At 55.5% G+C, this 22213-nt stretch carries 23 protein-coding genes and 2 riboswitches; of the genes, 19 read left to right on the top strand and 4 right to left on the bottom strand.

Annotated features, from left to right (window positions below):
• Positions 1 to 24 precede the first annotated feature (24 nt).
• Positions 25 to 1104 carry a diguanylate cyclase gene (locus LG297_RS02015; RefSeq protein ID WP_404424614.1) on the top strand — a complete coding sequence of 360 codons (1080 nt, stop codon included), beginning with the start codon at positions 25 to 27 and terminating at the stop codon, positions 1102 to 1104.
• On the opposite strand, the gene LG297_RS02010 is transcribed toward LG297_RS02015, so the two are convergent.
• Entirely contained in the window at positions 1097 to 1711 is a 615-nt protein-coding gene (locus LG297_RS02010; RefSeq protein ID WP_404424612.1) for a DUF4269 domain-containing protein, read from the bottom strand. The genes LG297_RS02015 and LG297_RS02010 overlap by 8 nt on opposite strands.
• A gap of 83 nt (positions 1712 to 1794) precedes the next feature.
• Here LG297_RS02010 and LG297_RS02005 point away from each other — a divergent pair, with 83 nt between their 5' ends.
• Positions 1795 to 2799 carry an AEC family transporter gene (locus tag LG297_RS02005; protein WP_404424610.1) on the top strand — a complete coding sequence of 335 codons (1005 nt, stop codon included), beginning with the start codon at positions 1795 to 1797 and terminating at the stop codon, positions 2797 to 2799.
• On the opposite strand, the gene LG297_RS02000 is transcribed toward LG297_RS02005, so the two are convergent.
• Positions 2789 to 4648: an ABCB family ABC transporter ATP-binding protein/permease gene (locus LG297_RS02000; protein WP_404426926.1), complete on the bottom strand. Its 1860-nt coding sequence runs from the start codon at positions 4646 to 4648 to the stop codon at positions 2789 to 2791. The genes LG297_RS02005 and LG297_RS02000 overlap by 11 nt on opposite strands.
• A 308-nt stretch (positions 4649 to 4956) precedes the next feature.
• Here LG297_RS02000 and LG297_RS01995 point away from each other — a divergent pair, with 308 nt between their 5' ends.
• The 7 genes from LG297_RS01995 to LG297_RS01965 all read left to right on the top strand — a co-directional run bounded on the left by LG297_RS01995 (position 4957) and on the right by LG297_RS01965 (position 9259).
• On the top strand, positions 4957 to 6243 hold the full coding sequence (locus tag LG297_RS01995) for a glutamate-5-semialdehyde dehydrogenase (RefSeq protein WP_404424608.1): 1287 nt from the start codon (positions 4957 to 4959) through the stop codon (positions 6241 to 6243).
• Complete coding sequence (locus tag LG297_RS01990) at positions 6240 to 6848, top strand: nicotinate-nucleotide adenylyltransferase (RefSeq protein WP_404424606.1); 609 nt, start codon at positions 6240 to 6242, stop codon at positions 6846 to 6848. Before LG297_RS01995 ends, LG297_RS01990 begins: the two co-directional genes overlap by 4 nt.
• A 54-nt stretch (positions 6849 to 6902) precedes the next feature.
• Positions 6903 to 7292, top strand: coding sequence for a ribosome silencing factor (gene rsfS, locus LG297_RS01985; RefSeq protein ID WP_404424604.1), 390 nt, complete (start codon positions 6903 to 6905; stop codon positions 7290 to 7292).
• An 83-nt stretch (positions 7293 to 7375) separates the two neighbouring features.
• A complete protein-coding gene (gene rlmH / locus LG297_RS01980) occupies positions 7376 to 7834 on the top strand; it encodes a 23S rRNA (pseudouridine(1915)-N(3))-methyltransferase RlmH (protein WP_404424602.1) in 459 nt (152 codons plus the stop codon).
• 72 nt (positions 7835 to 7906) lie between these two features.
• Entirely contained in the window at positions 7907 to 8125 is a 219-nt protein-coding gene (locus tag LG297_RS01975; protein ID WP_404424600.1) for an AbrB/MazE/SpoVT family DNA-binding domain-containing protein, read from the top strand.
• Complete coding sequence (locus LG297_RS01970) at positions 8112 to 8450, top strand: type II toxin-antitoxin system PemK/MazF family toxin (protein WP_404424598.1); 339 nt, start codon at positions 8112 to 8114, stop codon at positions 8448 to 8450. The genes LG297_RS01975 and LG297_RS01970 overlap by 14 nt, the downstream gene beginning before the upstream one ends.
• A gap of 152 nt (positions 8451 to 8602) precedes the next feature.
• Complete coding sequence (locus LG297_RS01965; RefSeq protein WP_404424596.1) at positions 8603 to 9259, top strand: hypothetical protein; 657 nt, start codon at positions 8603 to 8605, stop codon at positions 9257 to 9259.
• Positions 9260 to 9265: 6 nt separating this feature from the next.
• Here LG297_RS01965 and LG297_RS01960 read toward each other — a convergent pair whose 3' ends face one another.
• Both LG297_RS01960 and LG297_RS01955 read right to left on the bottom strand, forming a co-directional pair.
• Entirely contained in the window at positions 9266 to 9799 is a 534-nt protein-coding gene (locus LG297_RS01960; protein ID WP_404424594.1) for a dihydrofolate reductase family protein, read from the bottom strand.
• Between the two features lie 152 nt (positions 9800 to 9951).
• Positions 9952 to 11367, bottom strand: a complete 1416-nt coding sequence (locus LG297_RS01955) for an L-serine ammonia-lyase (RefSeq protein ID WP_404424592.1) — start codon at positions 11365 to 11367, stop codon at positions 9952 to 9954.
• 71 nt (positions 11368 to 11438) lie between these two features.
• Positions 11439 to 11565: riboswitch (glycine riboswitch) on the bottom strand.
• Between the two features lie 3 nt (positions 11566 to 11568).
• Positions 11569 to 11668, bottom strand: a riboswitch (glycine riboswitch).
• Positions 11669 to 11928: 260 nt separating this feature from the next.
• Here LG297_RS01955 and gpmI point away from each other — a divergent pair.
• The 10 genes from gpmI (at position 11929) to LG297_RS01905 (ending at position 22205) form a co-directional block, all read left to right on the top strand.
• The gene (gene gpmI / locus LG297_RS01950; RefSeq protein WP_404424590.1) at positions 11929 to 13521 is read left to right on the top strand and encodes a 2,3-bisphosphoglycerate-independent phosphoglycerate mutase; all 1593 of its coding nucleotides are present in this window, start codon (positions 11929 to 11931) and stop codon (positions 13519 to 13521) included.
• Complete coding sequence (locus LG297_RS01945) at positions 13499 to 14848, top strand: murein hydrolase activator EnvC family protein (protein WP_404424588.1); 1350 nt, start codon at positions 13499 to 13501, stop codon at positions 14846 to 14848. The genes gpmI and LG297_RS01945 overlap by 23 nt, the downstream gene beginning before the upstream one ends.
• Positions 14845 to 16149: a S41 family peptidase gene (locus LG297_RS01940; RefSeq protein WP_404424586.1), complete on the top strand. Its 1305-nt coding sequence runs from the start codon at positions 14845 to 14847 to the stop codon at positions 16147 to 16149. The genes LG297_RS01945 and LG297_RS01940 overlap by 4 nt, the downstream gene beginning before the upstream one ends.
• A 35-nt stretch (positions 16150 to 16184) precedes the next feature.
• A complete protein-coding gene (locus LG297_RS01935; protein ID WP_404424584.1) occupies positions 16185 to 17717 on the top strand; it encodes a divergent polysaccharide deacetylase family protein in 1533 nt (510 codons plus the stop codon).
• A 3-nt stretch (positions 17718 to 17720) separates the two neighbouring features.
• On the top strand, positions 17721 to 18353 hold the full coding sequence (locus LG297_RS01930; protein ID WP_404424582.1) for an RNA pyrophosphohydrolase: 633 nt from the start codon (positions 17721 to 17723) through the stop codon (positions 18351 to 18353).
• Positions 18354 to 18408: 55 nt separating this feature from the next.
• Complete coding sequence (locus tag LG297_RS01925) at positions 18409 to 18600, top strand: DUF308 domain-containing protein (protein WP_404424580.1); 192 nt, start codon at positions 18409 to 18411, stop codon at positions 18598 to 18600.
• A 65-nt stretch (positions 18601 to 18665) separates the two neighbouring features.
• The gene (locus LG297_RS01920) at positions 18666 to 19472 is read left to right on the top strand and encodes a methyltransferase domain-containing protein (RefSeq protein WP_404424578.1); all 807 of its coding nucleotides are present in this window, start codon (positions 18666 to 18668) and stop codon (positions 19470 to 19472) included.
• Positions 19473 to 19507: 35 nt separating this feature from the next.
• Positions 19508 to 20344 carry an alpha/beta fold hydrolase gene (locus LG297_RS01915; RefSeq protein ID WP_404424576.1) on the top strand — a complete coding sequence of 279 codons (837 nt, stop codon included), beginning with the start codon at positions 19508 to 19510 and terminating at the stop codon, positions 20342 to 20344.
• An 83-nt stretch (positions 20345 to 20427) separates the two neighbouring features.
• Positions 20428 to 21120: a hypothetical protein gene (locus LG297_RS01910; RefSeq protein ID WP_404424574.1), complete on the top strand. Its 693-nt coding sequence runs from the start codon at positions 20428 to 20430 to the stop codon at positions 21118 to 21120.
• Positions 21121 to 21230: 110 nt separating this feature from the next.
• Complete coding sequence (locus LG297_RS01905) at positions 21231 to 22205, top strand: phytoene/squalene synthase family protein (protein WP_404424572.1); 975 nt, start codon at positions 21231 to 21233, stop codon at positions 22203 to 22205.
• The last annotated feature ends 8 nt before the right edge of the window (positions 22206 to 22213 follow it).

The following is a 22213-nucleotide window of genomic DNA, read 5'->3' as shown; positions in this document are numbered from 1 at the left end:
GCATGACGAAACGGGAGATCGTCCTTGAAAATTGCACCCACCCCGGAAGACGAGGCCGAACGGCAGAGATCGCTGGACAGCATGGGTATTCTGTCAACGCCGCGCGATCCCGAACTGGACCGGATCACACGGCTTGCCGAACGCATTTTCAAGACCGAGATGGTGGCAATATCGCTGCTGGATGGCGACAGGCAGTTTCTCAAATCACGCGTCAATCTGGCGGTTTCTGAAACGCCGCGCGATATTTCATTTTGCAGCCATGCCATCATGCACGATGCCCCGCTTGTTGTTGAAAATGCAATGAATGACGACCGTTTCAACGGCAACCCGCTGGTGGTGGGCGCACCGCATATCCGGTCCTATGCCGGTGTTCCGCTGTCAAACAGCGAGGGATACAAGCTTGGCACGCTTTGTATCATTGATTCAAAAGTGCGCCATTTTTCCGATCCCGAAATTGAAACGCTCAAAGACCTTGCCCACTGGGTCGAGACCGTTCTGGCACTGCGTTATACCGAACGCAGCCAGAAGCAGCTTCTCCTTGATCTTGATGCGGCCCACCGCGATGTGATGATCGACGGACTGACAGGCGTGTGGAACCGCCGCGGACTTGAGGAATTGCTGGCACGGGAAATGACAAGTTCGCGGATCAAGGGCGGATCGGTCGGTGTTTTCATGCTTGATATCGACCATTTCAAACAGATCAATGATACCTATGGCCATCTGATCGGCGACAAGGTGATACAGGGCATTGCCGCCATCATGTCATCGAGCCTGCGCGATCATGATATTGTCGGGCGTTTCGGCGGTGACGAATTCGTTTGTGTCCTGCCGGGTCTTCGCCTCGAACAGACACTGTATCTTGGCTACAAGCTGTGCGATACGGTGCGCGATCAATGCCGGGTCAGCGACACCAACGGCGATACGATTCCAATCACGGTTAGCGTCGGCGCAACCTGGATTTCCAATGAATCGACTGGTCTTTATGAACCGCATGAAGTGCTGCGCATCGCCGACGAAGCCCTTTATGAAGCCAAGGAAAACGGGCGCGATACGGTCAGCTATCATGCGCTGGACAGACATGGCAGCCTTGATGGCCCTAAATGATGAACCGCCCCACCCTGCTTTTTAACGCAACTGGGCCCAGGTCATACATTTCGTCCAGCACGAGATAGGGATCACCGCCAAGCGCAAGAAGGCTGGCAAAGGCCGGTTCGGTTTTGACACCGGCCCATTTCATTTTTCGGATTTCTTCGGAAAGCTGCGGCCCCAGTAGATATATCAACCGTGCCTCGACCAGCATATGGCGAAAGCCGAACTGGCATTCCGACGGTGTGTCGGTTGCGAAAATCTCTATCGGCAGATCACCCAGAACAAACCGTATGATGATTGCCGGACCGACATTCTGCGTTGCCGGGCGGCGATGCAGGCTGAAATCATCATGATGATAAAAGGCGGCCTGTGCGTGATCGGCAAAAGCGTCCGGATCCGGGCAATGGCACAGAATATCCAGATCCGATCCGTCGATATCAAGATTGATCGGAATGGTTCCGGCAAGGAGCGGATCGAAACCCGAAAGGGCCTGTAATACACCATGACGGGAAACCAGACCGGCCACATTCCGCGCGCGTGCCGAAACGGATCGCAGATGATCAAGGCCGCGAAAATGACCGGGCATCAGGTCTTCGGGCCAATCTATTACCTGTTGGTTCATTGATAAATCCGTTCCGTTTCTTGACCTTCACCGCATGGCACGGGATATCTAATGAAATCAAACATTATCGGCGCAAGCGGGATATGTCCGTCGCGGACCCCGGATATGCCGCAATCGGGACATGCCACCATATGCTTGACGTTCTGGCCATCACAACGCCGATCTTTCTGATCATCGCCTTGGGCTATTTTGCGGTTCGGCAAAACATCATTGCCCAGGATGTGGCACGCGGGATGGGGGCGTTTGTGATGAATTTCGCGCTTCCGGCCCTTCTGATCAAGACGCTATCGGGGCGGGCACCGGCCGAAATCATTCACGGCGAATTTCTGATCGCCTATGGCGGCGGGTCGCTGATCATGTTGACACTCGGCATCGCCTATACACGCTTCGTTGCGCGGAAATCCTTTGCCAATGCGACCTTGCAGGGCATGGGCATGTCCTTTTCCAATAGCGGCTTTATCGGTTATCCGGTGGCGGTACAGGTCCTTGGTCCGCCCGCGGCAATCGCGCTTGCATTATGTGTGATAATTGAAACACTGGTGATGATGCCGCTTGTTCTCGTGCTGGGCGACAGTGCCAATAACGGAGGGCACGGACGCCTTCGCGTTCTTGGCAATGCCATAATAAGCCTGTGCAAGACACCGATCATCATTGCGATTTTCATCGGGCTGGGCCTAGCCCTGACGGGGATCAAATTGCCCGGTCCCGCCTTGAAGGCAATTGAAATGCTGGCCCTGGCATCCGGTCCGGTAGCCCTGTTTGTCATTGGCGCGGGGCTGGTTGGATTGAAACTGAAAGGCATGCGGATTGCCATGGCCCGCATCGTTGCCGGAAAGCTGATCCTCCATCCGGTTGCGGTGTTTTCACTGGTCTGGATGCTGCCGCCGATGGAACCGGTTTTGCAGATCGCAGCGGTCAGTTTCGCCTGTTCGCCGATGCTGAGCATCTATGCGATTTTCGGGCAGCGTTATGGCCATGAAGGACTGTGTGCCGCATCGCTTATGGTTGCGACCTTGCTGTCCTTCATCACCATCTCAACCGCCCTTTGGCTGCTTGATATCACACAGGTGTTCGGGCCTATGCCTTGACATCACCGGCATGGGCAAGGATTTCCTCGGCCTCGCGGATTTCCTGCTGCTGGGCCCACATTTCGGCATAAAGCCCGTCCTGTGACAGAAGATCCTGATGGCGGCCACGTTCGGCGACCTGCCCGTCTCGCAGCACGATGATTTCATCGGCGTCAATCACGGTCGAAAGCCTGTGCGCAATCACAAGCGTCGTATGCCCGCGCGACACATCGCGAAGCGCCTGCTGGATGTCTTTCTCCGTGCGAGTATCGAGGGCCGATGTCGCCTCGTCAAAGATCATGACTTTCGGGCGTTTCAGCAACATGCGCGCAATCGACACACGCTGTTTTTCGCCGCCGGAAAGTTTAAGCCCGCGTTCGCCGACCATGGTTTTAAAGCCCTGCGGCAAACCGGCGATGAAGCCATCGATGCTGGCGAGTTTGGCGGCATTGGTGATTTCCGCCTCGTCCGCACCGGGGCGGCCATAGGCGATGTTGTAGGCAATCGTATCGTTAAACAGGACCGTATCCTGCGGCACGATACCGATGGAGCGGCGCAGGGATGTCTGCGACACATCGCGGATATCCTGCCCGTCAATCGTGATCCGGCCCGATGAGACATCATAGAAACGGAACATCAGGCGGGTCAGGGTCGATTTGCCCGCCCCGCTTGGCCCAACAACGGCAACAGTTTTGCCCGCGGGAACTTCGAAACTGACGCCTTTCAGAATCTGACGGTCGGGGTTATAGGCGAATTTGACGTCCTCGAACCGGATCGCGGCATCGCCGCAGGCAAGGGCCGGTGCCCCGGCCTTGTCTTCGACTTCCTTTTCGACATCAAGCAACGAGAACATGCGTTCCATGTCGGTCAACGACTGTTTGATCTGGCGATAGACGAAACCAAGGAAGTTGAGCGGCATGTAAAGCTGCAGCAGATAGGTGTTCACCAGCACGAAATCGCCAATGGTCATGTTGCCATCCTGAACGCCCTTGGCGGCCAGAAGCATGTTCAGAACCAGACCGACGGCAATGATCGCACCCTGCCCGATATTGAGTTTGGACAGGGATTCCTGCGACTTCACCGCCGCGGTTTCGTAACCGCGCAGGGCGTTGTCATAACGCCTGGATTCGTGATCCTCGTTATTGAAATACTTGACCGTTTCATAATTGATCAGACTGTCGATAGCCTTGGTGTTAGCTTCGTCATCGCGCTGGTTCATTTCGCGGCGGAACTTCATGCGCCATTCGGTCACGATCAGGGTGAACGCGATATAGATCACAATGGTGACAAACGTGATCAGCGCGAACCAGAAATCATAAAGCACCCAAAGAATGCCCGAGACCATGAAGATTTCAAGCAGGGTCGGCAGAATGTTGAACAGCATGAAGGACAAAAGGAATTCAATCCCCTTGACCCCGCGCTCAATCGCGCGCGAAAGCCCGCCCATCTGACGATCCAGATGGAACCGAAGCGACAGGGCATGTAAATGTTCAAAAACGCCAAGCGCCGATGTGCGAATGGCGCGTTGCGCGACCTTGGCAAACACCGCATCGCGCAATTCCCCGAAGGCCGAGGATAAAACCCGCACAAGCCCGTAGGCGACAATCATCCCCACCGGCACAACAATCAGGGATGTCGCATCGACGGCACCACCAGACGAAGCACCGGCTTTGTCACCGCCGTCAAGCGCATCGACCGCGTATTTATACAAAACCGGGACATAAACGTTGGCCACCTTCGCCCCGACCAGAAACAGCAGGGCGATAACCACACGGACCTTGAGCTCGAACTCGCCACGCGGCCAAAGATACGGCAGAAAAGTTTTAACAACACCAAATTCAGCACGGGCTGATGGCTGGTTATCACCCATATTTTTCAAGTTTTTATCCCCTGGTGGGGGCACCATGTGGCGTGTCCGACACAGCCCCGGCTTTCTGATTGACGTCCCGCTTTCCCAAAACAACAGATGGCCCGTAATCAATGATTTGGCAAGCAAGTCGGACAAGAAAGCATGTCATGCAGTCTACGGGATAGTTCGCAAAACATTGATTTATCGTTCCTAGATGATTGCAGTTGCGCGGTCAGAGGGATATTTTGTCAAATTGTCGATAAAATTGCGATAAGCCCGCCCCGGCATTTCCGGCCCGCGGAACATCTTCAAGGAACGGAACCAGGACCATGACGGCACTTGCCAGCATCGAAAACCAGAACATCGCAGCATTGATGAGCGACATGGGCATCAATGCCCGTGAAGCTTCGCTGAAACTGGCACAGGTCCCGTCCGAACCAAAAGCCGCTGCTCTTAAGGCGGCCGCACGCAAATTGCGCGAAAATGCCGATATCATTCTGGTCGCCAATGCGCGTGACATGGAAGCAGGCCGTGCCAAGGGCCTGACGCCGGCATTGCTTGATCGTCTTGCGCTTGACCCTGCGCGCATCGAAAGCATGGCGTCCGGTGTCGAGGCAGTGGCCGACCTGCCTGATCCGGTGGGCCGCGAGCTTGCCCGCTGGAGCCCCGAACGTAACCGGCTTGATATCGCGCGCGTGTCCGTGCCGCTTGGCGTGATCGGCATCATTTATGAAAGCCGCCCGAACGTCACGGCCGATGCCGGTGCCATGTGCATCAAATCGGGCAATGCCGCGATCCTGCGTGGCGGGTCGGAAAGCTTCAATTCATCACGCGCGATTTTTGACTGCATGCTTGCCGGTATTCTTGATGCCGGTTTGCCGGAACATGCGTTGCAAATGATCCCGGTGACGGATCGCGCAGCCGTTGGCGAGATGCTGAAACTGTCCGATTATATTGATGTCATCGTTCCGCGCGGCGGCAAGTCGCTGATATCGCGGATTACCGATGAGAGCCGCATTCCGTTGTTCAAGCATCTGGAAGGGCTTTGCCATACCTATGTCCATGCCAGTGCCGACCAGTCCAAGGTCGTCGATATCGTGGTGAATGCCAAGATGCGAAGGACCGGCATTTGCGGTGCAACCGAAACCATCCTGATTGATCAGGCGGTTGCCGATGATCTGTTGCCGAAAATTGCCGCCGCCCTTGCCGACAAGGGTTGTGAATTGCGCGGCGATGCCACCGCGCAGAAGGCCGACACCCGCATCCTGCCCGCAACCGACGAGGATTGGGTCACCGAATATCTTGATGCGATTGTGTCGATCAGGGTCATCAACGGGGTCGAGGACGCGGTCAACCATATCAACACATATGGATCTCACCATACCGACGCCATTCTGGCCGAGGATGCCGATGTGACGGCGACGTTCCTGAACGGTGTTGATTCCGGCATCGTGATCGTCAATGCATCAACCCAGTTTGCCGATGGCGGCGAATTTGGCATGGGGGCGGAAATCGGCATTTCGACGGGCAAGCTGCATGCACGCGGCCCCGTCGGAGTCGAACAGCTGACCAGCTATAAATACATCGTGCGCGGCACCGGCCAGACCCGTCCATGAGCTTTTCGACGCCCAGAAGTCATAGTGCCCCGCCCCGCGTCGGATTGCTGGGCGGGTCGTTTAACCCGGCGCATGAAGGGCATCTGCATATATCGCTGGAAGCCTTGAAAAGCCTGCAACTTGATGCGGTCTGGTGGCTGGTGTCGCCGCAAAATCCGCTCAAGCCCACACAAGGCATGGCCGACCTTGCCGACCGGTTCGATTCGGCCCTGATGATGGCGAAGCATCCCCGCATTGTTGTTTCTGCAATTGAATCGGAACTGGGAACCCGTTATACGGCCGACACTCTCGCAGCCTTGCAGCGTCGTTTTACCCGAACGCGGTTCGTATGGCTGATGGGGGCGGACAATCTGGCCCAGTTTCATAAATGGAAATGGTGGGACAGGTTGATTTTGCGCGCTCCCATTGCGGTCCTTGACCGCGAGGGGTATTCTAACAAGGCATTGTCCGGGACGGCAGCCAAGCGTATGGAACGCTGGCGCATTCCATCGGACAGGGCGGGTTTGCTGGCCGATCTCGATGTTCCGGCCTGGGTTTACCTGCCAATAAAGCGCCATCCGGCCTCTTCGACCGCAATCCGCGCCGAAGGCAGATGGCAGGTTTGACCGGCGGGAAGTTCCCGGATCCGAAACGGATCGGGCTTCCTCGCGTAAATTGAGGTGGCGACCATAGGTACCGCAAAAAAGACTCTGACACCGGGCGAGCTCCTTGCCCTTATCCAGAGCATACTCGAAGACGACAAGGCCGAAGACCTTGTCACCATTAACCTGATCGATAAAACCTCCCTTGCCGATCATATGATCATTGCAACCGGGTCATCCTCCAGACGGGTGGCGTCGATGGCAGAGCATATTGTCGAAAAGCTGAAAGAAGCCGGTCAGGGCCGTGCTCAGGCCGAAGGCAAGGAACAGGGCGACTGGGTGCTGGTTGATGCCGGTGATGTCATCGTTCATCTGTTCCGCCCGGAAGTGCGCGCGTTCTACAACATCGAACAGATGTGGGGCGTTGAGAACCCGGCGCTTAAACAGCAGGCGGCGCGACTGTATTAATACAGTCCGTCCCGGTTTGCCTTGACCACCGCGGGGATATGCCATCGGTGGTCCTAAAGCCGGGCCGGAGCCGGATCGGAAAGATGCAAATTACCCTTGCTGCGGTGGGCCGGATAAAAAACGGCCCCGAGAAAGATCTCTTTGACCATTACGCAGCCCGCCTGCGCTGGCCCTTTGTCGTGCGGGAAGTCGAGGAAAAGAAAAAGCTTCCGCCCAATCAGCTCAAAGACCGCGAGGCGGAGCTTTTACTGGGCGTCATCCCCGAAAATGCCTTTTTGATCGCACTTGACGAGCGTGGCCGCGAATACGGTTCCATCGATTTTGCGACAAAACTTGAAGGCTGGATTGATCAATATGCCGGAAACATCGCCTTTGCCATTGGTGGGGCCGACGGGCACGGGGACGCCATCAAAACACGCGCCGATACGCTGTGGTCACTTGGCAAGGCAACATGGCCCCATATGCTGGTGCGTGCCCTGATTGCCGAACAGCTTTTCCGCGCCCACGCCATCCAGACCAATCATCCCTATCACCGGGAATAGGATCCACCTTGACGAAGTAAGAATAAATTCTTACATTCTGAGGGTAAGAATTTTTCCTACCGGGTGATCACAATGATTTCTTCGAAGCTGACATCAAAGGCACAGACTGTCATCCCGCGCAGCGTCCGCGACTTTCTGCATGTCGGTCCGGGTGACGAGATTCTGTATGAAATTCGCAATGATGAGGTCGTCCTGAAACGCAAGACAATCGAGCAGAACAAAGACGACCCGTTCATGCTGTTTACAGAGTGGACATCAAAGGCCGACGAGGACGCATATGACGATCTTTAAGCCTTTTGATGTCGTCGCAGCACCGTTCCCCTATGTCGAAAGGCCGATCACACGTCGTCGCCCCTGCCTGATTATCGCGACACCGGCAGAAGGAAAGCTGGCCTGGGTTTTGATGATCACATCGGAAGCAAATCAGTGCTGGAAAGGGGATGTTCGTATATCGAACCTGACCACAACAGGATTGAAATCACCCTCGCTGATCAGAACAGCCAAAATCGCGACAGTCGAGGTCGCAAGCCTCAAGCGGATCGGCAGCCTGGCACCATTCGATATAGAAGATACCATTAAAGAACTGCGTCATTTGCTGCCATCCAACATTCGTTAACGCGACAGGTGCATATCGTCACCCACAGCTTCCAGGCCGACCATCCCTTTCCCCCAAAGTCACCAAAAGCATTGGTTCCCCCACTCTTGGATAAGTTGTTTCAAAATTTGTCCGTGGGTATTTCTCAATCTGTTTGAGTAGGGGAATTAACGATGCAAACCAGATACTTAAAGATTGCCGCCGTTATCGGCTTGGCAATGCTGACTGGCGCATGTGCAACTTCGCGCAGCGTTGTGGAAATTCAGGAACCAGCCAAAATCGAAAACCCGGCTACTGGCCCGGCCGTTAAAATCGTTTCGGTCGAAGACAAACGCCAATTCGAGATTGATCCATCCACACCGGACATTCCGTCGCTGTCGAATGACGAGATTGATGATGTTGCCTTTACGTCGCGCGCCTATGCCCGCAAACGTAATACCTACGGAATGGCGCTTGGCGATGTCATGCTGCCCGAAGACAAAACCGTTGCGGATGCCGTCAACAAGGCGATTTCAAACGGCTTCAAACAGGCCGGATACCGCGTCCTTGAACCGGGTGATGCAGAATATGATAGTGCGGATGCCGTGGATGCCGACCTGATCAAGTTCTGGTCGTGGTTAGAACCGGGATTCTGGCAGGTGACAGTGCATAACAACTCTGAAGTTACGCTGAAATCCGCACAGCTTAACAATGGCGAACCGGTTACAGTAACTGATAGCTATCAGGAAAAGATGCAGATGGTGCTCGACAGCGACTGGCAAAGCAGTGCTGTTAATGCCCTTCGTGAACTTGCATCAAAGATTGCCGCGAAACTGGAAACGCTGAAGTAGCCAGCTTTAACGCAAATCATACTGCATGCGCACGACACCGGATTTGTAGCTTTCCGAAGCAATCAATTTCGGTGTTGTGCCCGCAGCATCCCGGCCAAACAGGCGGATGCCATCGCCGAGAATTTCCGGGATGATGAACATTTCAAGCTGATCAACAAGGCCGCCAAACAGGAATTGGGTTACCACGCTGGCCCCGCCGACAATCCAGATATCGCCGGTATCAGATTTGTCATCACGAAGCTGGCTTGCCAGTTCAACCAGACTGCCGCCATATGCCTCTGTATTGGCCGGACGGTTATCGGGTAAATCGCGTGATGTCAGGACAATCGTGCGGCGATCTTCATAGGGCCACTCGCCAAATTCCATCACCTGATCAAAGGTTTTTCGCCCGATGATCAGTGTTCCCACGGTGCCCAAAAAGCCTTCGAAATCAAACTCGGCTGGATCGAATTGATCAAGCCAGTCAACCGCACCATTGGCGCGCGCGATATAGCCATCCAGACTGACCGCGATATAGATGCGGAACAGTTTCTTTTTCATGCTTTGCCCAACCTGTTCGGGGTCTTTGCCCCGTTTTTGATTTCTCAATGATATCAGATTGCAGGCGCAAGGTGGCAAGAATCAGGCCGGACGAAAAACGCCCCCGAAACCGCTGTTTTGGGGGCGTTTAAACAGTATTTCAAACTGTCAGATCAACATTCAACCACGTTGACATTGACCGCCAGCCCGCCCTGGCTGGTTTCCTTGTATTTGCTTTGCATATCAATGCCGGTCTGGCGCATGGTTTCGATCACCTTGTCGAGTGACACGGTATGCTGCCCATCGCCGCGCATGGCCAGACGGGCAGCATTGATCGCCTTGACCGCCCCCATGGTGTTGCGTTCGATGCAGGGCACCTGCACCAGCCCCCCAATCGGATCACAGGTCAGGCCAAGGTTATGTTCCATGCCAATTTCGGCTGCGTTCTCAACCTGTTCGGGGGTGCCGCCCATGACGGCACAAAGCGCGCCTGCCGCCATCGAGCAGGCCACACCGACCTCGCCCTGACAACCGACTTCGGCGGCCGAGATCGAGGCACGCTTTTTATAAATCGAACCGATGGCCGCTGCGGTCAGAAGGAATTCGCGTAATTTTCCCTGCGTCACATTGGCACCAAACCGTTCGTAATAGCGCAGCACGGCGGGAATGACGCCCGCTGCCCCGTTGGTCGGGGCCGTAACCACGCGTGAACCGGCGGCATTTTCCTCGTTGACCGCAAGGGCATAAAGATTGACCCAGTCGATCACCGTCAAAGGGTCCTTAAGCCCGGCTTCGGGTCGTTCGGTCAGTTCAAGGTACAGTTTGCGCGCACGCCGTTTGACATTCAGCCCGCCGGGCAGGATGCCATCCGCCTTGCAGCCCCGTTCGATGCAATCCATCATTGCGCGATGAACCCGGTCGACGAATTCCTCGGTCTCGGCGGGTTCGCGCCAGCTTTTTTCGTTTTCGGCCATGATTTCGGCAATCGACAGCTTTTCCTTTTTGCAGATCGCCATCAGTTCATCGGCCGAGGAAAAAGGATAAGGCAGCGTGATGTTATCGCCGGAATATTCCGCCCCGCGATCATCGCCCGATACGATAAACCCGCCCCCGACCGAAAAATATTCCTGTTTGTGCAAAACCACACCGTCACGGTCAAAGGCGGTGATCCGCATGCCATTGGGATGTTCGGGCAGGCTTTCGGTCATGTGAAACACAAGATTGGTATCGCGGTTAAACGCAACCGGATGGGTGCCGTAAAGCTGTAATACGTGATCTTTATCAATCGCATCCATTGTCGGTGCGATCCGGTCGGGATCAACCGAACGCGGGCGTTCCCCCGAAAGCCCCATGAGCACCGCGGTATCGGTGGCGTGCCCCTTACCGGTCAGGGCAAGCGATCCGTAAAGGTCGACAATTACCGAACCAGTCTTTTCAAGCAGATTACGGGCGTCAAGTTCCAGACAGAAACGATAGCCCGCACGCATCGGGCCAACCGTATGCGAACTCGATGGGCCGATCCCGATGGTATAAAGATCGACAACGGAAAGGTTAACGTCTTGCGGACGCTGTTTGTTTTCTTCGGTCAAAAGGGCCTCCCACGGCTCTTGGTCATGCGGGATCAATGCCGCATGACGTTATAGAACCGGTGTCTTGCCCCCTCTGTCCCTTGACCTGAGATTGTGCGCCTTGCGATCAAAAACAACCGTTCTTGACAACATGGCTTCATCCTTCGGTGGAAATATGATGCCGGGCTTTAACCCCGTCACCGACTTCTCTCTCCAGAGCCTCAATCCGCAACGGTCCATCTGCCTGAGAGTTTTCGGGGCTATTGCTCCTTCGGCGCCGATCTGATCGCGAGATCAAAGCGGGCTCTCCCATCGCGGTTATTCGAGGTATCACCGTCACGCCAGAGATTACAGGCAGGCCATGATCCTTGTCAAAAAGCGACTTTGCACCTGCACAAAAAATACCCGGCGGGAAGGCTGTTCAATGCCCCCATTCATGATAGATTGCGCGGTGAAAATGCTTTGATTGGCAGCGCCCAAAGGCGGACCCACCGCGCCCGGCGTCTTTGTACGGATAGCAAAATTACCGGAAAATAACCATCTTTACCGGTAATTCAGCCTTTTACCTTATTTCGTGGGGTTATGATTGTGACTGTATCAAATACCGTAAAGCGCCCGCGTCCGGTGGTGCTGTGCATTCTGGATGGCTGGGGTTATCGCGAGGAAAGCAAGGACAATGCGGTTGCATTGGCCAATACCCCTGTCTGGGATGCGCTTTATGCCAATAACCCGACCGGTTTTCTGAAAGCGTGCGGTCTTGATGTCGGCCTGCCCGAAGGGCAGATGGGCAATTCCGAAGTCGGCCATATGAATCTGGGTGCCGGCCGGGTTGTGATGCAGGAACTGCCGAAAATTGACGAGGCGGTCAAAACAGGCTCTATCGCGAAAACCGATACAGTCAAAAAGGTGATCGCCAAGCTGAAAGAAAGCGGTGGCGCCTGCCATATCGCAGGACTTCTGTCCGAAGGTGGTGTGCATTCCCATCAGGCCCATATGGCGGCCCTTGCCAAAATCATCGCATCAGCCGGTGTGCCGGTAAAAATCCATGCCTATCTGGATGGCCGCGATACAGCGCCCAAAAGTGCTGCCAAATTCCTTGAGAAATTCCGCGCCCTGATCGGCGATGCCAATGTTGAAATCGTGACCGTCACCGGGCGCTATTACGCGATGGACCGCGACAATCGCTGGGAACGCGTCAGCCAGGCCTATTTCACGATGGTGCAGGGCAAGAACTACGCCGATGGCCACACTGCCAACAGTGCCGAAGCCGCGATCCGGACGGCCTATGACGCCGACACCACCGATGAATTCGTTCTGCCGACCGTGATTGGCGATTATAATGGCATGAAAGACGGCGACGGGCTGTTGATGACCAATTTCCGGGCGGATCGCGCGCGTGAAATTCTGGCTGCGATCTGCGCGCCCGATTTCGACGGGTTTGATCGCGGAACCCCGATCAAGTTTGCCGTGCAGGCCGGCATGGTCGAATATTCGTCGGATCATGCGAAATATATGGATGCGATCTATCCGCCGCAGGTGTTGCCAAATATCTTTGGTGAAGTCGTATCCAGGGCCGGGATGAAGCAATTGCGCATCGCGGAAACCGAAAAATATCCGCATGTGTCGTTTTTCTTTAACGGCGGCGAGGAACAGGTTTTCGAGGGCGAAGACCGCATTCTGGTGCAATCGCCCAAGGTTGCGACCTATGACCTGCAACCGGAAATGTCTGCCCCGGAAGTGACTGAAAAGCTGGTGGCGGCGATCAGGGCGGAAACCTATGACGCGATCATTCTGAACTTTGCCAATCCCGACATGGTCGGCCATAGCGGTATTCTTTCGGCTGCGATAAAGGCCGCCGAAGCCGTCGATACCTGCCTTGGGCAGGTTGTTGATGCGGTTAAATCGGTGGGCGGTGTGATGTTCGTTACCGCCGACCACGGGAACTGTGAGATGATGGTCGACCCGGAAACCGGTGAACCCCACACCGCGCACACGCTGAACCCGGTACCGACCATTCTGGTGAATGGGCCGGAAGGCGTAACACTGGAAAATGGTCGCCTGGCCGACGTGGCACCGACTTTGTTGCAGCTTCTGGGCCTACCGCAGCCCGACGAAATGACCGGCAAACCGTTGATCAAGGGTTTGAAAGGAAATGATGCGCTTCTTGCGAGCTGATCTGTGTTCCAAGACCGCCCTGCCTGCGCTGGCTGTGATTGCAGCCATGATTGCGGGCGGGGCAGCGCCCTCTTTTGCCCAATCGCTGCGCAAGGTCGACAGCCAGCTTGATAAACTTGAAAGCCAGTTGTCCGAACAGCAGAAACAGGAAGAATTCCTGTCACGCAAATCGCGCGAGCTCTGGACCGAGGAACAGGCGCTTCAATCAGAAGCCATTTCGGTTGCCAGACGCGCACAACGCCTTGAAACAACCCTGACAGAGCTTGAAGAACAGCTTGACGAACTTGAAATTCGTGAAAAGCGCGCCGCTACCAGCCTTGAAGACAAGGCCGGGCAATATGCCCGCATCCTGATGGCCCTGCAGCGTTTATCGACCACCCCGCCGGAAGCCGTGATCGCCCTGCCGACCAGCCCGCAGGATACATTGCGTTCGGCCATCCTGTTAAAGGCCGCCCTGCCCGGTGTCGAACAGCATGCGCGCGATCTGCGGGCCGAACTTGAAGAAATCGGCACCCTTCGCGAAGATATCCGTTCGCGGCGCAGCGAAATGGCATCTGCCACCGAAGAATTACAGGCAGAGCGACAGTCACTTGCCGCCTTGCTTAACGAAAAGCGCAAGCTGCGTTCGGAAACCGAGGCCGAGGCAAAAATGGCATCGCGTGCGGTCAATGAACTGGCCACCGAGGCAAAATCACTGGGCGATCTTCTGGAGAGCCTGAAAAAACGGGCCGAAGGGCTTCCCCAACCACGCACGCGACCGGAACGCCAGATCGCCAAACGTGAAGAACCAAAATCGCCCCAGCCTCCATCAGCCATTGCCAGAAACGAACCGCCTGCCCCGCCGCCTGAAAAAACGGCCCCGGCAAGCAAACCGTCGGTGGCAGATGATGAAGAAGTGGCTGTTGGCAGTTCAATCACTTTGGCACACGGACAATTGCGTATGCCAGCAAGCGGCAAGGTGGTTACACTGTTTGGTGAACGGTCGCGCGGACCGGACGGATTGGCGGTTACGCATTCCAAAGGGATCGAGATCGATACGCGTCCAAACGCGCAGGTCGTATCGCCCTTTGACGGTAAAGTTGTGTTCGCGGGGCCCTTCCGTGGCTATGGCCGCCTCTTGATTATCGAACACGGCGAAGGATACCATAGTCTTATCGCCGGTTTTGATCGGCTCGACAGTGTGGTAGGACAGTATTTGTTGGCGGGCGAACCTGTTGGAATAATGGGTGAAATATCGCCTAAACTCTATCTGGAGATGCGCCATGACGGTGAAGCGGTCAATCCGCTTCCCTGGCTGGCCTCGAAAAACGGCAAGGTAAGTGGATGAAAACCTCTCGATTGGCAGTATTCGCACTCGCTACCGGCATGACTTTGGGCCTTGCTTCGCCCGCGCTGGCGCAATCTTCAACATCAACTTCAGCCGAAACCTATCGGCTGCTGAACCTGTTCGGCGATGTGTTTGAACAGGTAAAATCGAAATATGTCGAAGAAGTCGACGACAAGCAGCTGATCGAAGCAGCCATCAACGGCATGCTGACATCGCTTGATCCGCATTCCTCATATCTGAATATGGATAATTTCGAGGAAATGCAGGTTGATACCCGCGGCGAGTTCGGCGGGCTTGGCATCGAAGTCACGATGGAAGAAGGCTTTGTAAAAGTCATTTCCCCGATTTACGACACGCCAGCCGAAAAGGCCGGTTTGCAGCCCGGTGACTTTATCACCCATATCGACGGCACGCCGATCCGCGGCCTTGGGCTGAACGAGGCGGTCGAGATGATGCGCGGCAAGGTCAATACCGATATCGTTCTGACCATCATGCGCAAGAACGAACCGGCACCGTTTGATGTCACCCTGACCCGGGCCGTGATCAAGATCCAGTCGGTTCAGGCCGAAGCAAAGGACGATGTCGGCTATATCCGCATCACCAAATTCAACGAACAGACCTATAGCGGACTGCAGCGTGCCATTACCGATATGCGCGATCAGATCGGCCCGGAAATAAAGGGCTTTGTGATTGATCTGCGCAACAATCCGGGGGGCTTGCTGGATCAGGCGATTTCGGTTTCGGACGCGTTCCTTGACAAGGGTGAAATCGTTTCAACCCGTCCGCGCGATACCGAAAACACCGAACGTTACAATGCCCGTGCGGGCGATCTTGCCGACGGACTTCCGATGATCGTGCTGATCAATGACGGGTCAGCATCCGCGTCCGAAATCGTTGCCGGTGCCCTTCAGGATCATCGCCGTGCGGTCATCATGGGAACGCGCAGCTTTGGCAAGGGTTCGGTCCAAACGATCCTGCCGATGCCGGGAAATGTGGCACTTCGTCTGACCACCGCGCGCTATTACACTCCGTCGGGCACGTCGATCCAGGAAGTCGGTATCGTACCCGATATTATCGTGCCGCAGGGACGTGTTGAAAGCACCGAAGCCGCCGAACGGCGGTCTGAATCAACCCTGAACGGTGCCCTGCAAAACGAGGACGAAACCATTAGCGACGCGGAACTCGATGCGAATGACCGGCGCGAAGCAGCAGAGAAACTTGCGCAGGAGGATTATCAGCTGTCGCGTGCCCTTGACATGATCCGGGGCATTGCCCTGTTCGCACCCCGCCCGCAAGGGTGAGGTGCGAACCGCAGATCGAAAGAGACTGACCTTTCGTGATCAGGAAACTCATAAAATCCTTGCGGTTTGGCCGAAAGAAGGATCGCGATCCTCTTGAGGGCACGGGCGACGACGAGACAGATGATGTTTCAGACATCCTGCATGACGTGGATGTTCCTTTTGGCGAACTGCCGGTCGAGGTGCAATGGGAACGTCTGCCCAAGCGTCCGCCGTCACGGCGCTGGTGGTTATCCAAACTCCTGATCATTGCCTTGTTCTTAAGTCCGATAGGGGCGGTCTCGGTCGGGTTGATTCCGATCCTTGATCCGGAAACCGGCTGGCGGCTGTTCCATATGGGCAGCCCCAAAACCATTGCGGCGGTTCCCGGTTCCGAACGTGAACTTCAGGAAGAAATCGCCAAGGGTGTACGCGACGTTGAAGAACGCACCCGGGCCGAGCAGGAAGCCCTTGCCAATGCCGGAGCAGATCAACCCGGTGAACCGCAAAATGCCGAGGACATTGCCAGACAGCTTGAAGGCGTTTCCGATCTGGTTGGAACACCGGGGCAGGACGGCACACCCGATGGCAGTACAACACCAACGCCTGAAGAACTTGCTGCCCTTGCCGAGGAAGGCGCACTTGATCAGCCGATAGACCCCGATCCCCTGCGCCCGGCCCCCATCCCCGGCCTTGACGAAGAAGGCAGTTTCGGGCGGATTCCGCGCATTGCAGATGACGGCACCACACCATTTGACGCCTATAAACGGCCTTTCGATATTGTCGATGGCCAGCCTTATGTCGGAATCATTGTGACCGGTGTTGGCCTGAACAGCAGCCGCACCCGGTCTGCGATTGAAGAACTGCCGCTTAACATCTCGCTTGCGCTGTCGCCTTATTCCAACAATCTGCCGCAGGTCGCCGCCGATGCCCGCGCCATGGGGCATGAAGTGTTCCTGCAATTGCCGATGGAGCCGATTGATTTCCCGTTGTCCGACCCCGGCCCCCGTGCGCTTTTAACCAGTCTGCCCGAAGGTGAAAACCTTGTCAGGCTGGAATGGCTGCTGGCACGGTTCCCCGGCTATGCCGGTGTGGTCAGCTATCTTGGTTCAAAATTCGGAAGTCTCGATAGCGCCATTCGCCCGGTGATCGAATTTGTCGACCGCACGGGCCTTATGTATGTCGAAGGCACCAATTCCGGGTCAATCAGCCTTGGTGCGCAACTGGCAGCCAATACCGATACCCCCAATGCCATCGGCAATATCATGATCGACGATATTCCAAGCCGTCGCCAGATTGACGCACGGCTTGCCGATCTGGTCGAACAGGCAAAAAGCAACGGGGTTGCCATTGGCATCGCCCAATCCTATCCGGTCACCATTCAGCGCCTGCGCAACTGGGCTGCCCGACTTGGGCGGCAGGGGGTTCAGCTTGCACCGGTTTCGGCGCTTGCCAATCGGCAGGTCACACCGCAATCTGCAGACGAAGCGGAAGCCGCCCGGCAAGAAGCCGCCGAGGCAGAAGCACGGGCACAGCAAAACGACGCCCCGGCAGAGGCCGACGACGGTGCAGCCGAAACAATCGAAAATTAACGAATGACCGACAGTCGGCGCAAGGGCGAGGGTATGAACATGACCAAGAAATCAAGTGGCAAATCGAAGAAGACTGCCAGAGCGACCGATGAGCAGACTGACAACAAGGCTGACAACGAGGCCCGCGATGTCGGGCAAAACGGCCTGACGGCAGATGATCTACCATATCGCCCCTGTGTCGGTATTGCGCTGTTTAACGATGACGGTCAGGTATGGATCGGTAACAGGGTCGGCTTTGAAGGGGCTTGGCAGCTTCCGCAAGGCGGCATCGATGAAGGTGAAACGGCAGAACAAGCCGCCTTTCGCGAACTTTCCGAAGAAATCGGCACCAGCAAGGCCGAAATTGTTGCGCAAACCCCGGACTGGTTGACCTATGACCTGCCCGACCATCTGATCGGTAAGGCGTTTGGCGGCAAATATCGCGGCCAGAAACAGAAATGGTTTGCCATGCACTTTACTGGCAAGGAAAAGCATATCAAAATCGACGTGCCCCACCCCGAATTCGATGCCTGGCGCTGGACCGATTTTTGTACGCTGCCCGATCTGATTGTGCCGTTCAAAAGACCGGTTTATTTACAACTTGTCGAAATCTTTCGTGATGTACCTCAAAGAATTCGTAGTTTGGGCACGATATAAGGCACCGGTTATTGCCTGAAATCGATATACATCAGAAGCTTAGAGGAGTTCCAAGATGGGTGCGGATCGCTTGATCTTCGGTGTTCTGACGATCGCGGTGGGTCTTTTCGGCCTGTTTTATGCCTCGGGATCGCTTGACGCGTATTCTTATTTTATTGGTCTGGCACTGTTCATCGGTGCGGTGCTGTTCATGTTCCATTTGATCAAGGGACATTATGACCAGCAGGAAAAAGAACATCACAAATAAGCGTTCGAGCGCCGGAAACGCCTTTATGGTTTTCTTTCAGGGCCGTGCGCGGTATGGATCAGAGTATGAGCAACACACACTGGGATCCCGTCCGTTACGGACTGTTTGGCGATGAACGCCGCCGTCCGGCCATCGATCTGATTGCCCGTCTGCCCAAACCGGTGGACGGTTTCGTGTCACGTCACATCATCGACCTTGGCTGTGGGCCGGGATCGATTACCGCCCTGCTCGACCATGCCTATCGCACGCCGGACAATGCCGATATACGGATTACGGGCATCGATTCGTCATCTGAAATGCTTGAAACAGCCCGCAAACGTGACGAACATATCGACTGGCAACAGGCCGATATCGCGCAGTGGGAACCCGATGCGCCGGTTGATATCATCTTTTCCAATGCCGCCCTGCAATGGGTCCCCGAGCATGCCAGACTGTTTCCACGCCTGACCGCGTTTTTGCGACCAGGCGGGTTATTGGCTGTTCAGGTGCCCAACAATTTCCTGGCCCCAAGCCATCAGTTGATTGGCGAAGCCGGGATTGAATGGCGCGACGCGGTGGCCGAAGCAACCGGACAAATCAGGATCATGCGGCCCGGTGATTATTTTGACGTGCTATCAGGTGACTGCGATGCCATCGATCTTTGGCAAACCCAGTATTGCCATGTATTGCGGGGCGAAGACCCGGTATTTGACTGGATATCGTCAACCGCATTGCGGCCGGTTCTGGCGGCTCTGCCCGATGACGAGGCACGCACCACCTTTTGCGAAAAATACAAAACCCGCTTGAAACAGGTCTATCCGCCGCGTGAAGATGGCATCACCCTGTTTCCATTCAACCGATTATTCATGATCGCCCGCAAACGCGACGCATAGGTCGGTTGGAGGGCATCCCGATAACGGAGAAACTCATGCCCGCCTTTCGCGACCATTTTGTTCCCTGCTGCGGTTATGAAGTTCATGTCCGAACCTGGGGAAGTCCCGACAAATCGGCCCTTGTCATGAGCCACGGACTGGCGCGACTGGCCGATGATTTCGATCATGTCGCCCCGCAGTTTGCTGACGACTATTTCGTGTTGTGCCCGTCCATGATCGGACGCGGGCTTTCGGGATGGGCGAAAAATCCCGACAGCGAATATACCCTGCCCTTTTATGTCGCGCAGACTTTCGAAATGCTGGAACATTTCAGAATTTCGAACTGCAACTGGATCGGTACATCGATGGGCGGATTGATCGGGCTTGCGGTTACCGCAGAGGCCGCCGGATGGATCGAAAAGCTGGTTTTGAACGATATCGGCCCGGAACTTGACCCGGCGGCGGTTGCCCGGATCAAATCCTATGTCGGCACAACGCCCGAGTTCGAGACAGTTCATGATGTCGAAGAAATCGTAAAACTGATCTATGCCCCCTTCGGGATCACGGACGAAGCCACGTGGTCATTCATCTCTGCGCGTTCCATCCGGCGTATGCCGAACGGAAATTTCATGATGCATTATGACCCCGAAGTCATGCGTGTTTTTGCCGAACATATTGATTCCTTTGATGCCTGGGATCAATTTAATGCCCTTTCCTGTCCGGTTATGCTGATCAGCGGGGCCAAATCTGATCTGATTCCCCCCGCCATCGTAGAAAAAATGCGAGAACAAAAACCTGAAATGCCGGTTTTAACAGTGGCAAACTGCGGACACGCACCCCACTTGAATGATGAGGAACAGATAAAAGCCATCAAGGCGTTCCTCACCGACTGATAAAGCCGGGACCGGAAACATCCAGTATTTTTTCGCACAAGGGGATGTGCATCAACTGGGATCAGGCTGTCGGGATACGAGGCATGAATGTATCACGTCCAATGATGTGGCCGATTGCAAGCCTTGCAATTGCCTTGGTGGCAAGCGGGTTTTCGCAAACAGCCCAAGCACAATCGACACTATCCACCACGCAAGACGAAACCGGCGTGACGATTGGTCTGCCCAAAATCGATAGCTCCCCCAATTCACTGGTTCCCGGTATTTTGCCGCCCGCATCGCCACGCGGCATGCGCAACTATTTTTCCACGCGAGGCAATCGCGGTATCGTTCTGGGCAATCCCGGCAACAATTCCGAAGATGACCAATCTCTTTTCTGGCTTGAAATGGACAGTCAGCCGACATCGGGCAACGGTATTGCGGCCCAGCTTGGTGTAGGGTATGCGCCGCGTCCCGATCTTGGCTTTGCCTTCGGCCCGGTTTTCGAGTTGAATGGTCCGATCGGCCAAAGTGCTAGCATCGGATCAGTCAATGATTACGATGTGACGCCAACCCATCGTCCCGGTGACTTCTACAGCCAAAACTTTTCAAGCAATCCCGCAGGAACAGATGATGCGGGCATTGCCGCCAGCCTGTCCTATATGCCGTTTCAGGATATCTGGATCGGTCTGCACGGGCGTGTCACCAGCGACCTTTCATCATCAGGTCCGAATGCCGCCGCGCCCGACCGCTTCGATGCGATGCTAGGCCTGACGGCGGGTTATCGTCTGGAATTCTGAGCCCGTTTTGCCCCAATCCTGCCCGCGATGTTCAATTACCCTTTTGTCGACCCGAACGAGGCTGTATGACTCCTAGGGTCAGGACTTATCAGGGAAAGATGGCACGCAGCATGACCACGACGCCAGTACCGACAGAAGGCCCGAATGCCGACCCGTTTTCCGCCTGCAATGCCCTTGCGGCGGCGAAGAACGCCAATCTGTATCGTGCCGCCATGCGCCTTGGCCCGGAACGGCAACGGTTCTTTCTGGCGGCCTATGCGTCGATGCGGGTGATTGACGATATTGTCGATGACGGGTTTCTGGAACTGACCGACCACGAACGCGACTATGCGCGCGAGGATACCCTGATTGCGATTGATCAGTGGCAACAACAGATCGAAGCCGCCAAGATCGATGGCGACAATCCCCATCCCGAAAGCGGCCCGCTCAGCCAGCCGGTGTTCAATGCCCTGCGTCTGACATTGGGCCGCAGCGACCTGGAAGTTGATCCGTGGGTTGATCTGGCCGATGCCCTGCGCCGTGACGTTGCCGAAGACCCGATGGATGAATGGGATGATTTCATCTCCTATTGCGAGGGAGCAACCGCCGCCCCGGCATCGATTTTTGTCTATCTGCTGTCGGCACGGTTCGATAATGAGATCGGATATACATCCCCCCTGACCAATCCACCGCTCTATCATGCGCGCGACATGGCGATTTTCTGTTATGTCGTGCATATCCTGCGCGACCTTCCCGACGATATCAAAGGCCCGGACAGGCTGGTGACGATACCGGCCGAAATCCTGATTGCCGCCGACATCACGCTTGGTGAAATCCGTAATGCCATCGGGCAAAAGAAATATGACGAACTGGATCGTCTGGGCACCATTCTGCTGGAACGGGCCTGGGAACATTTTGAAACCGGACAGGCCCGGTCGGCCGAACTTCTGGCGATCCTTGATCCGGAAGAAACCGATACCCTGTCACGCCTGTTTGCCGTTTATATCGAACTGGCCAGTGCGATGATGGATAACGGTTATGCGGCGTTCCTGAAAGATCGCGATACGATCATTGCCCAGACAGCTGGAAACAGCCTTCCCGGATAACAAAAACC

It is taken from the genome of Thalassospira australica (assembly GCF_044790785.1).
GTDB lineage: Bacteria > Pseudomonadota > Alphaproteobacteria > Rhodospirillales > Thalassospiraceae > Thalassospira > Thalassospira australica_A.
The sequence above is the reverse complement of the archived record's forward strand: the minus strand, read 5'-3'. Positions and strand labels throughout refer to the sequence as shown.